The organism is Pseudomonas sp. LTR0 (assembly GCF_036630035.1).
GTDB lineage: Bacteria > Pseudomonadota > Gammaproteobacteria > Pseudomonadales > Pseudomonadaceae > Aquipseudomonas > Aquipseudomonas putida_Y.
This window is the reverse complement of sequence record NZ_CP123734.1, coordinates 350952-365803: the sequence shown is the minus strand read 5'-3', so window position 1 is coordinate 365803 and position 14852 is coordinate 350952. Positions and strand designations below refer to the sequence as shown.

General features: G+C 63.2%; 14 protein-coding genes. 7 read left to right on the top strand and 7 right to left on the bottom strand.

The genetic code is table 11. The features are described from left to right. Positions 1-16: 16 nt before the first annotated feature. From bioD to bioB, 5 genes are read right to left on the bottom strand one after another with little or no spacing between them, the layout of a single operon-like run. Positions 17-697: a dethiobiotin synthase gene (gene bioD, locus QCL51_RS01645; protein ID WP_003255605.1), complete on the bottom strand. Its 681-nt coding sequence runs from the start codon at positions 695-697 to the stop codon at positions 17-19. Between the two features lie 10 nt (positions 698-707). Continuing rightward, positions 708-1526, bottom strand: coding sequence for a malonyl-ACP O-methyltransferase BioC (bioC, locus tag QCL51_RS01640; protein ID WP_021782687.1), 819 nt, complete (start codon positions 1524-1526; stop codon positions 708-710). Continuing rightward, complete coding sequence (locus QCL51_RS01635) at positions 1519-2250, bottom strand: alpha/beta fold hydrolase (protein WP_021782686.1); 732 nt, start codon at positions 2248-2250, stop codon at positions 1519-1521. Before QCL51_RS01635 ends, bioC begins: the two co-directional genes overlap by 8 nt. Beyond that, positions 2243-3415, bottom strand: coding sequence for an 8-amino-7-oxononanoate synthase (gene bioF, locus QCL51_RS01630; RefSeq protein ID WP_135192455.1), 1173 nt, complete (start codon positions 3413-3415; stop codon positions 2243-2245). Before bioF ends, QCL51_RS01635 begins: the two co-directional genes overlap by 8 nt. A 1-nt stretch (position 3416) precedes the next feature. Beyond that, positions 3417-4475: a biotin synthase BioB gene (bioB, locus tag QCL51_RS01625; RefSeq protein WP_014589423.1), complete on the bottom strand. Its 1059-nt coding sequence runs from the start codon at positions 4473-4475 to the stop codon at positions 3417-3419. An 89-nt stretch (positions 4476-4564) separates the two neighbouring features. On the opposite strand from bioB, the gene QCL51_RS01620 reads away from it, so the two are divergent. From QCL51_RS01620 to rarD, 4 genes are all read left to right on the top strand, one after another. Beyond that, positions 4565-5296 (top strand): ComF family protein, encoded by a 732-nt coding sequence (locus QCL51_RS01620; protein WP_028697299.1) that lies wholly within the window; start codon positions 4565-4567, stop codon positions 5294-5296. 49 nt (positions 5297-5345) lie between these two features. Beyond that, positions 5346-6110, top strand: a complete 765-nt coding sequence (locus QCL51_RS01615) for a TOBE domain-containing protein (RefSeq protein ID WP_021782683.1) — start codon at positions 5346-5348, stop codon at positions 6108-6110. Between the two features lie 101 nt (positions 6111-6211). Continuing rightward, positions 6212-7186 carry a serine/threonine protein kinase gene (locus QCL51_RS01610; RefSeq protein WP_338444571.1) on the top strand — a complete coding sequence of 325 codons (975 nt, stop codon included), beginning with the start codon at positions 6212-6214 and terminating at the stop codon, positions 7184-7186. Positions 7187-7250: 64 nt separating this feature from the next. Next, complete coding sequence (rarD, locus tag QCL51_RS01605; RefSeq protein WP_053870463.1) at positions 7251-8138, top strand: EamA family transporter RarD; 888 nt, start codon at positions 7251-7253, stop codon at positions 8136-8138. Positions 8139-8362: 224 nt separating this feature from the next. On the opposite strand, the gene QCL51_RS01600 is transcribed toward rarD, so the two are convergent. Further along, a complete protein-coding gene (locus QCL51_RS01600; RefSeq protein WP_021782680.1) occupies positions 8363-8881 on the bottom strand; it encodes an ACT domain-containing protein in 519 nt (172 codons plus the stop codon). 440 nt (positions 8882-9321) lie between these two features. On the opposite strand from QCL51_RS01600, the gene QCL51_RS01595 reads away from it, so the two are divergent. Next, a complete protein-coding gene (locus QCL51_RS01595) occupies positions 9322-11499 on the top strand; it encodes a malate synthase G (RefSeq protein ID WP_021782679.1) in 2178 nt (725 codons plus the stop codon). Between the two features lie 45 nt (positions 11500-11544). Here the strand turns inward: QCL51_RS01595 and QCL51_RS01590 are convergent, their stop codons facing one another. Then, the gene (locus QCL51_RS01590) at positions 11545-12090 is read right to left on the bottom strand and encodes a response regulator (protein WP_021782678.1); all 546 of its coding nucleotides are present in this window, start codon (positions 12088-12090) and stop codon (positions 11545-11547) included. A gap of 116 nt (positions 12091-12206) precedes the next feature. Here QCL51_RS01590 and QCL51_RS01585 point away from each other — a divergent pair, with 116 nt between their 5' ends. After that, positions 12207-14144, top strand: coding sequence for a putative nucleotidyltransferase substrate binding domain-containing protein (locus QCL51_RS01585; protein WP_021782677.1), 1938 nt, complete (start codon positions 12207-12209; stop codon positions 14142-14144). Next, positions 14141-14851, top strand: a complete 711-nt coding sequence (locus QCL51_RS01580; RefSeq protein ID WP_021782676.1) for a 3'-5' exonuclease — start codon at positions 14141-14143, stop codon at positions 14849-14851. The genes QCL51_RS01585 and QCL51_RS01580 overlap by 4 nt, the downstream gene beginning before the upstream one ends. Position 14852: the final 1 nt, after the last annotated feature.

Here is a 14852-nt window from a genome sequence, read left to right as displayed (position 1 = left end):
CCGGGCCGGCAACATACTAATCCAGCAAATCCAGCTGCAGATGCTCAGCCACCATGTCGGCACTGGCCTGCTTGAGCTTGGGCACCCGCCCCAGACATGGCGCCGGCAAGCGCTCTGCAAGGCTGGCCAGGTTCTCTTCCAGGCGCGAGGTACGCGGCTCGATGATGTTTGCCACCCAACCCGCCAACTGCAGCCCATCACGCTCGATCGCCTCGGCACTAAGCAAGGCATGGCTGATGCAACCCAAGCGCACGCCTACCACCAGAATCACCGGCAACCGCAGGGCAACGGCAAGGTCGGACAGGTTCTCCAGGCCCGACAGCGGTACGCGCCAGCCACCGGCTCCCTCAATCAGGGTGAAGTCGGCATTTTGTTGCAGCACATTGCGCATCGCCGCGAGCAGTTCTGGCACGGCCAGCGTCACCCCTGCCTCGCGCGCCGCCACATGCGGGGCAATAGCAGGCTCGAAGGCAAACGGATTGACCTGCTCATAGGGCAGCTTGACCGTGCTTTCGTCGATCAGCGCCAGGGCATCACTATTGCGCAAGCCTTTCGGCGTCATCGTACAGCCCGAGGCAACCGGCTTGGCACCCAGCGTGCTCATGCCCTGCAAACGTGCCGCATGCAACAGGCCGGCGGCAATGGTGGTCTTGCCGACATCGGTATCGGTACCAGCAATGAAAAAGGCCTGGCTCATCGTGCTCCCCTTACGCCTGTGGTTTGCGCAACACACCATAGACCACTTGATAGGTGGCTGGCAGCCCTGCGGGCTGGCGAAATGCCTCATAGGCCTGCAGCAGGCCCTGCATTCGCGCCCGGCCGGTGAGACCGGAAGGTCGCCCAGGGTTCAGATTGTGCGCCCCCAACGCCTTCAGTTCGTGGGTCAGGCTGCGCACATCCGGGTAGTGCAGCACATGCGGGCACCGCTCCAGCTCAAGCTGTTCAAAACCGCTGGCTGCGCACAGGCGCTGATAGTCCTCGAAACGGCGGAAGCGGTTTACATGCACCAGACCATCCACCGCCTGCCAGCTGGCGCGCAGTTCGTCGAGGGTGCCCACGCACAGGCTGCTGAAGGCCAGTACACCGCCTGGGCGCAGCACCCGCTGCGCCTCGGCCAGCACACTGGCGAACTGATCGCACCACTGCACCGCCAGGCTGGAAAACACCAGGTCGACGCTGCCATCGCGCAGCGGCAAACGCTCGGCGTCGCCAACCACGTGATACTGCGCCCCGCCCTTCACATGACGGGCGTGCAGCAACATGCCTTCGGCAATATCCACCGCCACGCCACAGGCCTGGGTGAAACGCTCGGCCAGCATGCGGCTGAAATGGCCGGTGCCGCTGCCCAGGTCCAGCCAGTGTGACGGCTGCAGGCCTGCCGGTAACTGCTCCAGCAGGCTCAGACCTACAGCGCGCTGAAGGGCCGCCACGCTGTCGTAGCTGGCCGCGGCGCGGGAGAACGAGGCCGCCACCTGGCGCTTGTCGGGCAATGCGCCGGGCAGGGTCGGACGGGAAAGGTCAGTCATCGCCACTCTCATGCAGGAAACTCTTGATGCCCGCCGCCAGCTCCTGCGGGTACTCCAGCAGGAACGCGTGGGAACTGTCTTCGACCAGGCCCACTTCCACATCGGGCAACAGCTCGCTCAAGGCCTTTGCCGCCTCTGCCGGCACTAGCGCATCGCTGCCGGCAAACAGATGCAGCTGCGGGCCTCCATAGGCTTGCAAAGCTTCGCGGGTGTCCAGCTTGGCCAGCACTTCAAGGCCAGTGGCCAGGTACAACGGGTCGGTATCCGGCACGCCGACACCCAGTTGGCGCAACAGGGTACGCGGCTGCAGGGCGCCGTCGCTGCACAAGGTACGGAAGCGCTTGAGGGTGACCTGGGTATGGCTGCGGCAGCCGTCGAGGAAGGTGCCGAAGGTGTCTTCGGCCATGCCGTGCGGCCAGTCTGGCCGGGCCAGGAAGCTGGGGTTGCTGGCCAAGGTCAGCAGCCCGCAGCAGTGGTCGCCACGCTTGTGCGCCAGCGCGCTGGCCAACATGCCACCCAGTGACCAGCCACCCAGCCAGGCATTGCTGGGCAGCTTGCGGTCCAGATGGTCGATCCAGGCCTGCACATCGCTGTGGGGCAGTTCTGGCAGGGGCATCAGCTCTACCTGCAGGCGGGCGTCCTGGGCCCGCAGGCTAGCGGCCAGCGGCTCCAGCGCAGCAGTTCCCAAGCCCCAGCCAGGCAACAGAACAAGTCGATTACGCATCGGCGTTCTCCAACTGTGGATAACACTCGGCCAATGCATTCAACAATAGCTGCACCTGCGCCTCGCTGTGCGCGGCGCTCAAGGTCACCCGCAGGCGTGCGCTGCCAGCCGGCACGGTGGGTGGGCGGATGGCCGTCACCAGCAAGCCGCGCTCACGCAGCAGGCGTGACAGACGCAACGCCTTCGCACTGTCGCCGATCACGATAGGCTGGATTGGCGTCGGGCTGTCCATCAACTGCAGCCCCATCTGCTGCGCGCCTTTTCTGAACTGGCGAATCAAGGCTGCCAGATGCTCACGACGCCAGGTTTCACGGCGCAGCAGCTCCAGGCTCTTGAGTGTGGCGCAGGCCAGCGCCGGTGGCTGGCTGGTGGTGTAGATGTAGGGGCGGGCGAACTGCACCAGCGCCTCGATCAGCTCTTCGCTGCCAGCAACAAAGGCGCCCGCAGTGCCGCAAGCCTTGCCCAGCGTGCCGATCAGCACCGGTACGTCATCTACGCCCAGGCCAAAGTGTTCGACGATACCGCCGCCCTGTGCGCCCAAGGTACCCAGGCCATGGGCATCGTCAACCATCAACCATGCGCCGCGGGCACGGGCGACATCGGCCAGCGCCGGCAGGTCGGCCAGGTCACCGTCCATGCTGAACACGCCATCGGTCACCACCAGGGTATTGCCGACCGCCTTGTCCAGGCGGCTGGCCAGGCTGGCCGGGTCGTTGTGCAGGTAGCGGTTGAAGCGGGCACCACTGAGCAGCCCGCCATCCAGCAGCGACGCATGGTTCAGGCGGTCTTGCAGCACCGTGTCGCCCTGCCCCACCAGCGCGGTGATGGCGCCCAGATTGGCCATGTAGCCGGTGGAGAACAACAGCGCGCGCGGGCGCCCGGTGAGTTCAGCCAGTGCCTCTTCAACCTGATGGTGCGGTGCGCTGTGGCCAACCACCAGGTGCGAGGCACCACCCCCCACCCCCCAGCGCTCGGCGCCGGCCTGCCAGGCGGCGATCACTTCGGGGTGGTTGGCCAGGCCCAGGTAGTCATTGCTGCAGAAGGCCAGCAACCGCTGGCCGTCGACCACCACTTCCGGCCCCTGCGGGCTTTCCAGCAATGGCCGCTGCCGATACAGGTCTGCTGCGCGCCGTTCGGCCAGGCGCGCAGCCAGATCGAAAGCCATGTCAGGCTGTCGCGGCGTCGTAGAACATCTCGCTGCTGCGCTGCTCGACCAGCGCTTGCTCGATGGCTGCCTGATGCACTTCGTCAGCGTGCTCTTCACGCGCTTCGGGCTTGATACCCAGGCGTGCGAACAGCTGCATGTCCTTGTCGGCCTGGGGGTTGGCGGTGGTCAGCAGTTTTTCGCCGTAGAAGATCGAGTTGGCGCCCGCCATGAAGGCCAGGGCCTGCATCTGCTCGTTCATCTGCTCGCGGCCGGCGGACAGACGCACGTGAGACTTGGGCATGAGGATACGGGCCACGGCCAGCATACGGATAAAGTCGAACGGGTCGACGTCCTCTTCCTCAGCCAGCGGCGTGCCGGCTACCTTGACCAGCATATTGATCGGCACCGACTCCGGGTGCTCCGGCAGGTTGGCCAGCTGGATCAGCAGGCCGGCACGGTCGTCCAGCGACTCACCCATGCCCAGAATGCCACCAGAGCAGATTTTCATCCCGGCATCGCGCACGTAGGCCAGGGTCTGCAGGCGCTCGCTGTAGGTACGCGTGGTGATGATGCTGCCGTAGAACTCCGGGGAGGTGTCGAGGTTGTGGTTGTAGTAGTCCAGGCCAGCCTGGGCCAGGGCTTTGGTCTGCTCCTGGTCGAGCTTGCCGAGGGTCATGCAGGTTTCCAGGCCCATGGCCTTGACGCCTTTGACCATCTCCAGCACGTAGGGCATGTCTTTGGCCGACGGGTGCTTCCACGCCGCCCCCATGCAGAAACGGGTAGAACCGATGGCTTTGGCGCGGGCAGCTTCTTCCAGCACCTTCTGCACTTCCATCAGCTTCTGTTTTTCCAGCCCGGTGTTGTAGTGGCCGGACTGCGGACAATATTTGCAATCTTCCGGGCAGGCACCGGTCTTGATCGACAGCAAGGTCGAAACCTGCACGCGGTTGGGGTCGAAATGCGCGCGGTGCACGGTCTGCGCCTGGAACAGCAAGTCATTGAACGGTTGCTGGAACAGCGCCTTGACCTCGGCCAGGGACCAGTCGTGACGTGTTGTTGCAGTTGTGCTGGCGCTCATCGGCGTTTCCTTGTTTAGGCTGTAGCTGGCGCCGGGACAGGAAAGCCCGCCAGCGCATCACGGATAGCTCGCATAGTCATGGAAGGCCTATGAACTGTCAACTGTACTGGAAGCGACTGGTTTACAAGTGCTCACTTATTGATCAGCAGTGTTTGTTATGCGATGAGCCTGCCGAGCAGCACTACCCGCTGTGCATCACCTGCGAACAGGCGCTGCCCTGGCTGGGTGATCAGTGCCGGCATTGCGCCCTGCCCTTGCCCATGGCCGGCCTGACCTGCGCCGTTTGCGGCCGCGGCTTGCCGGCCTTCGATCAGGTCATTGCCCTGTGGCAGTTCGGCTTTCCGGTGGACACGTTGATCAGCCGCTTCAAGCACAATCGCCAATGGCCTTTGGGGCGCCTGATGGCTGAGCTACTCGGGCAGGGGCTGCTGTATCGCTATGCCGAAGGGCTGCCCCGCCCTGACCTGCTGTTGCCTGTGCCTTTGGCCAGGCGTCGACTGCGCGAGCGGGGGTTCAACCAGGCGGGGATGCTTGGGCGGTGGTTGTCGTCGCACGTCGGGGTAACATGCAACGAGCGTTTGCTGGTGCGAACACGCGAAACACCGGCACAGCAACATCTGGGCGCCAAGGCACGACGGCGCAATTTGCGCCAGGCATTTGCGGTAACGGGCGAGCTGGAAGGCAAGCATGTCGCCATCGTCGATGATGTGTTGACCACCGGTGCTACTGCGCAGGCTATTGCCCTGACACTGCGCAAGGCAGGTGCACGGCGGGTGGATGTGTATTGCCTGGCACGTACGCCAAAACCGGGGTATGTATGACCTGGCGCGACCTGCCCATTTGTAAAGCACCCTTGTATACGGAATACCCATGTCCCTACCCCCCCTTCTCACCCAGCACATCGCCCGCCGCCCACAGCGCATCGCGCTGCTGCAACACATTGCCGAACAAGGCTCGATCACCCGCGCCGCCAAGGCAGCGGGTATCAGCTACAAGGCGGCCTGGGATGCCATCGACGAGCTCAACAATCTGGCCAGCCAGCCCTTGGTCAAGCGCAGCACCGGTGGCCGTGGTGGCGGCGGTGCGCACTTGTCGCCGGAAGGCGAACGGGTGCTGCGCCTGTACCAACGGCTGCAGGCCCTGCAGGCACAAATCCTCGAAGCCGCCGAAGAATCCGGCGACCTCGACCTGCTCGGGCGCCTGATGCTGCGCACCAGTGCGCGCAACCAGTTGCAGGGCCAGGTCAGCGGCCTGCGCCCAGAAGGCCGGTATGACCGCGTCAGCCTGGCATTGAGCGGCGGGCTGGAGATCGATGCGCTGATCACCCACGACAGCACTGCGCGGCTGGAGCTGACAGCCGGAACGATGGTGGTGGCGCTGCTAAAGGCCGGGTGGGTGCGGTTGCTGGCGCAAGAGGAAGAAGCCGAGGAGGGCAGCAACTGTTTGAGCGCGACGGTGGAAGAAGTGCTGGCCGAGGAGGACGGCCCCAGCGAGGTCAGGCTGGCGCTGGGTAATGGGCAGACGTTGTGTGCCATTGCAGAGGCGCAGTGGTTGGCTGGGCAGCAGGTGGCGGCCGGCAGTTCGGTGCGGGTGCAGTTCCATCCGTCCTATGTGCTGATCGGGATACCGGCTTAGCCTCGCCACGCGGTGGGCGGATTGCGGGCATGCCTGTGAAGAAGCCGGCACAGGCATAACGCGCTACCATGGCCCCACGCCGCTTACCCTCCGGAGCCACCATGTCCCACCCCTTCGACACCCTCACCCCCGACCTGGTCCTGGACGCAGTGGAAAGCCTGGGCTTTCTTAGTGATGCGCGGGTGCTGGCGCTGAACAGCTACGAAAACCGCGTGTACCAGGTGGGAATCGAAGACGCGCAGCCGCTGATTGCCAAGTTCTACCGCCCAGGCCGCTGGAGCGATGCAGCCATCCTTGAAGAACACGCCTTCACGGCCGAGCTCGCCGACTGCGAAGTCCCGGTGGTTGCGCCCATGCAGCACGATGACCGCACCTTGTTCGAGCACCAGGGCTTCCGCTTCACGCTGTTCCCCCGTCGCGGCGGCCACGCCCCCGAGCCTGGCAACCTCGACCAGTTGTATCGCCTGGGCCAACTGCTCGGTCGCATGCATGCCGTGGGCGCCAGCAAACCGTTCAAGCACCGCGAGGCACTGGCTGTGGACAACTTTGGCCACGCCTCACTGAATACCTTGCTGGAAGGTAATTTTGTCCCGCGTGAACTGTTGCCGGCGTTCGAGTCCGTGGCACGCGACCTGCTCAAGCGGGTGGAGGACATCTACGCTCGCACACCACACCAGCTCATCCGCCTGCACGGCGACCTGCACCCCGGCAACCTGATGCACCGTGACGAGGTGTACCACGTGGTGGACCTCGACGATTGCCGCATGGGCCCAACGGTGCAAGACCTGTGGATGATGTTGGCCGGCAACCGCGAGGAGCGCCTGGGGCAACTGGCCGAGCTGATCGACGGCTACAACGAGTTCCACGACTTCGACCCGCGCGAGCTGGCCCTGATCGAGCCCCTGCGCGCCCTGCGCCAGCTGCACTATAGCGCCTGGCTGGCAAGGCGCTGGGACGACCCGGCGTTCCCGCCCAGCTTCCCTTGGTTCGGCCAGCCACGCTACTGGGGCGACCAGATTCTCGCCTTGCGCGAACAAATGGCTGCGCTGGATGAAGCACCGCTGAAATTGTTCTAGAAGCGCGCCCACCTCTGTCTACAATAGGCGTCGCTTTATTTAGCAACCTAAGCAAGGATTCTGCATGCACGCCGCAAACCCGCGCCGCGGGTACATACTGGGCTTGAGCGCCTACATCATCTGGGGCCTTTTCCCCATCTACTTCAAGGCAATCCAGAGCGTCCCGGCGGTGGAGATCATTGTCCACCGGGTGCTCTGGTCAGCACTGTTCGGCTCGCTACTGCTCCTGGTGTGGAAACACCCCGGCTGGTGGCGCGAACTGCGCAACAACCCGCGCCGGCTGGGCATCCTGGCACTGAGCGGGGCACTGATCGCCGGTAACTGGCTGACCTACGTGTGGTCGGTAAACAACGGTCGTATGCTCGAGGCCAGCCTGGGCTATTACATAAACCCGCTGATCAACGTACTGCTGGGCATGCTCATTCTTGGTGAGCGCCTGCGCCGCCTGCAATGGCTGGCGGTGGGCATGGCCGCCGTGGGTGTGGCGCAGCAGGTGTGGCAAGTGGGCAGCCTGCCATGGGTATCACTGGTGCTGGCGTTGAGCTTCGGCTTCTATGGACTGATCCGTAAGCAGGCGCCGGTAGCAGCACTGCCGGGCCTGGTGGTGGAGACCTGGATGCTGGTACCGCTGGCCCTTGGCTGGCTGCTGCTGCACCCGTCAGCGATGAGTGCCCAGGGCGCGTTCTATACCAGCAGCGAGGCGCTGTGGCTGATGGCGGCGGGGCCGGTAACGCTGGTGCCGCTGGTATGCTTCAACGCCGCCGCGCGACACCTGCCGTACACCACGCTGGGCTTCCTGCAGTACCTGGCACCGACTTTGGTGCTGTTGCAGGCCGTACTGCTGTTCGATGAGCATTTGTCGTCGAGCACCTTGGTGGCCTTCATGTTCATCTGGGCAGGTTTGGCGATTTACAGCGTGGATGCATGGCTGAGCTTGCGCAAACGTAGCTGATCAGAAAACGATCAAAACTCTGCAGGCCATGTAACTATTGGCCTGCAGAAACATCTCCATAGGTTATCCACACCCTCGTCCCCGTGCTTTGTGCACAAGCTGCTGATAATTGGGTGTTTTTTGAGCAAAGCTCTGCAAGGCACGTGATGCCTGGGCTGGAGAGGTACGCCCCCAGGTTATCCACAGGGCCTTCCCCGTGATATCGGGATAACCTCCGGCCAGGATCAATCCTCCGGCCGCAACTGCAACTCCACCATCAAATCATCCGCCAGACTCTCCAGCTTCTGCTGCAATTCATCCAGCGAAAGGGCCAGCGGCAACGCCAGCAACGCATCGGCATGAAACAACGGCTCACTGCTCATTGGCGCGGGCCGCACTTCGGTAGTGAACCGCTCCAGATTCACCCCAAGGTCCGCCAACAAACGGGTAATGTCCCGCACGATCCCCGGCCGGTCATTACCCACCAGCTCCATGGCAATTGGCTTCCAGGTGCACGAGGGCTCGATCCCGCTCTCGGCAATCAGCACGCGAATGTCATACCTGGCCAGCCCCTGCAACGAGGCCACAAGCTCGGCGTAATTCTCTGCCGGCACCGCCACCCGCAGAATGCCAGCAAACTGCCCGGCCATACGCGACATGCGGCTTTCCAGCCAGTTACCACTGTGGTCGGCGATGCACTGGGCAATACGTTCGACCTGGCCGGCCTTGTCAGGGGCAATTACAGTCAGTACAAGATGATCCACAAGCCCTTCCTCGTGTCGGACCGCGCCGGGCGGCAGAAAATCGGGGGATCGAATCAGTATAGGCAAGGCGCGGCAACCTGCCGCAGGGCAATCTGCACGGCTAATCGTGTACTGTTTCAAGATTTATCTGGAACAATCCACCTGTTTTTTGCGAACATACCCACTCCCAGCGTGACCATACGCGACCATCGGGTCGCATAACGGCGCTTTTAGTCTGATTTTGCCCCGCCTACTGCTTCATGTAGTATCCCGTGGCGCGGACTACAAAACGTCGTTTGGATGTCTGCCAAGGCGCCTGTGAAAATACGCACACTGTCTGCCAGCCTGTCTGGCCGGCCGCACCCAGCCGCCCCGAAGGGGCATGCACTGGTGCCGTGTTTAGAGAAGCGCTACAGGCTTAATACAGAAGAGCGAAATAGCTGAGCAGAGTGAGGCAAGCAATGACTGGATACGTTCAAGTCGGTGGCCTTCAGGTCGCCAAGGTCCTGTACGACTTCGTGAACAACGAAGCCATCCCCGGGACCGGCATCGTCGCCGAGCAGTTCTGGGCGGGTGCAGAGAAGATCATCAATGACCTCGCTCCAAAGAACAAAGCCCTGCTCGCCAAGCGCGACGAGCTGCAAGCCAAGATCGACGCCTGGCACCAGGCACGCAAAGGCCAGGCCCACGACGCCGTAGCCTACAAAGCATTCCTCCAGGAAATCGGCTACCTGCTGCCACAAGCCGACGATTTCCAGGCCACCACCCAGAACGTGGACGAAGAAATCGCCCACATGGCCGGCCCACAACTGGTCGTGCCGGTGATGAACGCCCGCTTCGCCCTGAACGCCGCCAACGCTCGCTGGGGTTCGCTGTACGACGCCCTGTACGGCACCGACGCCATCAGCGATGAAGGCGGTGCCGAAAAAGGCCAGGGTTACAACAAGGTGCGCGGCGACAAGGTCATCGCCTTCGCCCGCGCCTTCCTCGACGAAGCCGCGCCACTGGCAGCCGGCTCGCACGTTGACTCCACGGGCTACCGTATCGAAGGCGGCAAACTGGTTGTTGCCCTGAAAGGCGGCAGCAACACTGGCCTGCGCGACGATGCGCAACTTATCGGCTTCCACGGCGACGCCGCGGCACCCACTGCCGTGCTGCTCAAGCACAACGGCCTGCACTTCGAAATCCAGGTCGATGCCAGCACCCCGGTCGGCAGCACCGACGCCGCTGGTGTCAAAGACATCCTGATGGAATCGGCACTGACCACCATCATGGACTGCGAAGACTCGGTTGCAGCCGTAGACGCTGACGACAAGGTCATCGTCTACCGCAACTGGCTGGGCCTGATGAAAGGCGACCTGGCCGAAAGCGTGAGCAAGGGTGGCAAAACCTTCACCCGCACCATGAACCCGGACCGTGAGTACGCGGCGCCTAACGGCGGCAGCGTGACCCTGCACGGTCGTTCGTTGCTGTTCGTGCGCAACGTTGGCCACCTGATGACCAACCCGGCGATCCTCGATGCCCAAGGCAACGAAATCCCCGAAGGTATCCAGGACGGGCTGTTCACCAACCTGATCGCCCTGCACAACCTCAAAGGCAACACCACCCGCAAGAATACCCGCAGCGGCAGCGTGTACATCGTCAAGCCGAAGATGCACGGCCCTGAGGAAGTGGCCTTCGCCGCAGAGATCTTCAGCCAGGTCGAAGACTTGCTGGGCATGCCGCGCAACACCGTCAAGGTCGGCATCATGGACGAGGAGCGCCGTACCACGGTCAACCTCAAGTCCTGCATCAAGGCAGCCGCCGAGCGCGTGGCGTTCATCAACACCGGTTTCCTTGACCGCACTGGCGATGAAATCCACACCTCGATGGAAGCCGGCGCCGTGGTGCGCAAAGGTGCCATGAAGAACGAGAAGTGGATCGGCGCCTACGAAAACAACAACGTCGACGTTGGCCTGGCCACCGGCCTGCAAGGCCGGGCGCAGATCGGCAAAGGCATGTGGGCCATGCCTGACCTGATGGCAGCCATGCTCGAGCAGAAGATCGCCCACCCGCTGGCCGGTGCCAACACCGCCTGGGTGCCGTCGCCAACTGCCGCCACCCTGCACGCCCTGCACTACCACAAGGTGGACGTACAGGCGCGCCAGCGTGAACTGGCTTCACGTACCCCGGCGTCGGTGGACGACATTCTGGCCATTCCGCTGGCTGCGGACACCAACTGGTCGGCCGAAGAGATCCGCAACGAGCTGGACAACAACGCCCAGGGCATCCTCGGCTACGTGGTGCGCTGGATCGACCAGGGCGTGGGTTGCTCGAAGGTGCCGGACATCAACAACGTCGGCCTGATGGAAGACCGTGCCACCCTGCGCATCTCCGCCCAGCTGCTGGCCAACTGGCTGCGCCACGGCGTGGTCAGCCAGGAACAGGTGCTGGAAAGCCTCAAGCGCATGGCCGTGGTGGTCGATCAGCAGAACGCTGGCGACGCCCTGTACCGTCCGATGGCGCCGAACTTCGACGACAACGTGGCGTTCCAGGCGGCAGTGGAGCTGGTGGTGGAAGGTGGCAAGCAGCCGAACGGTTATACCGAGCCGGTACTGCACCGCCGTCGCCGCGAGTTCAAGGCCCGTAACGGGTTGTAAGTAACATCTGCGCCAAGGGGGCCGTTTTGCGGCCCCCACTGCGCATCAATCCATTTTCAATTCTCTCTTCACCAGCTCCAACAGCTTGCCCAAATCCACCGGCTTGAGCAGGAAATCCACCACGCCCAGGTGCATCACATCCACTGCTTCTTCCACATCGGTGTCGCCCGACACCACAATGATCGACAACGCCGCCCGCTCCGACGCGCGAATTGTCCTGATCAAGTCCAGCCCACTTTCAGGCTGCATGCGCAAATCGGTAATCATCAACCCGATACGCTTCTGGTAGTGCAGGTACAACCTGGCTTCCTCGGCCCCATCCGCCCCAACCGCATCGATGCCCCGGCTTTTCAGGTACAGAATCAGCGCCTCCCGGTTAACCGCGTTGTCATCCACCACAAGCACCAACGGCCTGGCAGCCACAGGCGCACTCTGGTTTATCACGGCCAAGGCCTCGCGCTCGGCGTCGCTCAGGATGTCGGTGTGCTCGGGCATGCTTGTCTCGTCAAAATAATTCCGCTTCAGCATTAGGACCGCAGTACTTGCGTAACCCGTTTCTCCTTTCGTCGGGTCTCTGACAGGGGCGCTCATAGACTTACGTCCAATGGGCACCACCTCGCCGCAAGCCGACCATGGAGGCAGAGAACAACATGGCCGGTACCTATATATAGATATATATAGTTCGGCATAGCGATACGGTCAGTTTCATGAGTAAAAAGGACGCCTACAGCCAGGCGGGCAAGACGGCAGTACTGCAAAACATCCAGGGCACATTGCAGTTCCTGCAGCGCTTTCCGCCGTTCAACCAGATGGAGCACAGCCACCTGGCCTTCTTGGTCGAGCAGTGCCAGCTGCGCTTCTACGCCTGCGGTGAAAGCATCGTCAAACCTGCTGACGGGCCGGTCGAGCACTTCTACATCGTCAAGCAGGGCCGCGTGGTTGGCGAGCGCCAGCATCTGGCCAAACCGGGTGTCGAGACCACGTTCGAGATCACCAGCGGCGAGTGCTTCCCGCTGGCAGCCCTGCTGGGTGAGCGGGCAACCCGCACCGAGCACCTGGCCGGTGAAGACACCTTCTGCCTGCAACTGAACAAGGCCGCATTCATCCGCGTGTTCTCGATGTCTGAAGTGTTTCGGGATTTTGCCCTGCGCGGTGTCAGCAGCCTGCTTGATCAGGTCAATCAGCAAGTACGCCAGCGCGCTGTGGAAACCCTCGGCACCCAGTACTCGCTGAACACCCCCCTGGGTGAACTGGCCATGCGTCACCCGGTGGTGTGCAGCGCCGATACGCCCCTGCGCGAAGCCGTGCGGCTGATGCACGAGCAGCAGGTGGGCAGCATCGTGGTGGTCGACCCGCAACGCTACCCCATCGGTATTTTCACCTTGCGCGACCTGCGCCAGGTGGTGGCAGCAACAGATGCCGACCTGGGCGCCGCCATCGACCGGCACATGACAGCCAAACCGTTCTACCTCCCACCCCAGGCCAGTGCCTTCGATGCCGCCATGGCCATGACCGAGCGGCATATTGCCCATGTATGTCTGGTAGAAAACGGACGCCTGTGCGGGGTGGTATCCGAGCGCGACCTGTTCTCACTGCAACGGGTCGATCTGGTTCACCTGGCGCGCACCATACGCCATGCGCCACGCCTGGATACGCTGGTCTCGCTGCGCGGTGAAATCAGCCAGCTGGTGGAACGCATGCTGGCCCATGGCGCATCGTCGACGCAGATCACCCAGATCATTACCTTGCTCAACGACCATACCGTGTGCCGGGTCATCGAACTGGCCCTGGCCGAACGTGGCGACCCGGGCGTGCCATTCAGCTGGCTGTGCTTTGGCAGCGAGGGGCGACGCGAGCAGACCCTGCACACCGACCAGGACAACGGCATCCTCTTCGAAGCGGTCGACAGCGCCGAGGCCGACGCCATCCGCGCTCGCCTGTTGCCGCTGGCGCAATACATCAACCAGTGCCTGGCCCAGTGCGGTTTCACCCTGTGCATGGGTAACGTCATGGCCGGCAACCCCGAACTGTGCCTGTCGCGCAGCGAGTGGGCGCGGCGCTTTGCCGGGTTTGTTCGCGAAGCCAGCCCGGAGAACCTGCTGGGTTCGAGCATCTACTTCGACCTGCGGGTGGTGTGGGGTGACGAGCAAGGTTGCGAGCAACTGCGCCAAGGCCTGCTGGCACAGGTAGCCGACAACCGCATCTTCCAGCGCATGATGGCTGACAACGCCCTGCGCCAACGCCCTCCGGTGGGACGGTTGCGCGAGTTCGTGCTGACACGCCAGGGCAACGACAAGGCGGCGACCCTCGACCTCAAGGTCCAGGGGCTGACGCCCTTCGTCGATGGTGCCCGTTTGCTGGCCCTGGCCAATGGCATAGGTGCCTGCAATACCTTGGAGCGCCTGCGCCAACTGGTGGCCAAGGGCGTGATCGAGCCATTGGACGGCGCCGCCTATGAAGAGGCCTACCACTTCATCCAGCAAACCCGCATGCAGCAGCACCAGCGCCAGATACGCGACAACCTGCCCTATTCCAACCGGGTCGACCCGGACAGCCTCAACCACCTTGACCGCCGCATCCTGCGCGAGTCCCTGCGCCAGGCCCAACGCTTGCAAAGCAGCCTGGCCTTGCGGTACCAGTTGTGAGCCTGTTTACCTGGCTGCGCCCCAGCGCGCCCGAACTGGACCACACCACACGCCAGCGCCTGGCCCGATTGCCCAAGCCCGTGCCGCTGGGGGTATGTACCCTGCGCGAGCAGCGCTGGGTGGTGCTGGACCTGGAGACCAGCGGGCTCAACCCCAACCGTGATCAGGTGCTGTCGATCGGGGCGGTGGCCATCGAAGACGGTGCCATCGACTTTGCCCAGCAGTTCGAACGCACGCTGCACCGGCCTTTGCAGAAGACCAACGCCAGCGTACTGATCCACGGCTTGGGCCCTAGCGCCCTGGCTGCCGGTTGCGACCCGGCCGAGGCCCTGCTGGATTTGCTCGATTTCATTGGCGACAGCCCGGTGCTGGCGTTTCACGCGCCATTCGACCAGCGCATGCTGGCGCGTGCGCTGAAGGAGAGCCTGGGTTACCGCTTGCAGTCGCCGTTCCTCGATATTGCCGAACTGGCGCCGATGCTCAACCCCGACACAGTGCTGCGCGAGGCCGGGCTGGATGACTGGGTAGCGCGGTTTGGCTTGCAGGTTGAAGAGCGCCACCACGCCAGCGCCGATGCCCAGGTGACCGCAGAACTGGCGCTGATCCTGTTCAGCCAGGCCAGACGCCAGCAGTTGGACAGCCCGCTGCAGCTGGAGCAACGGTTGCGCGGGTGGCGACGGCGCAAGATGCAGAATCACGGTTTGTAGA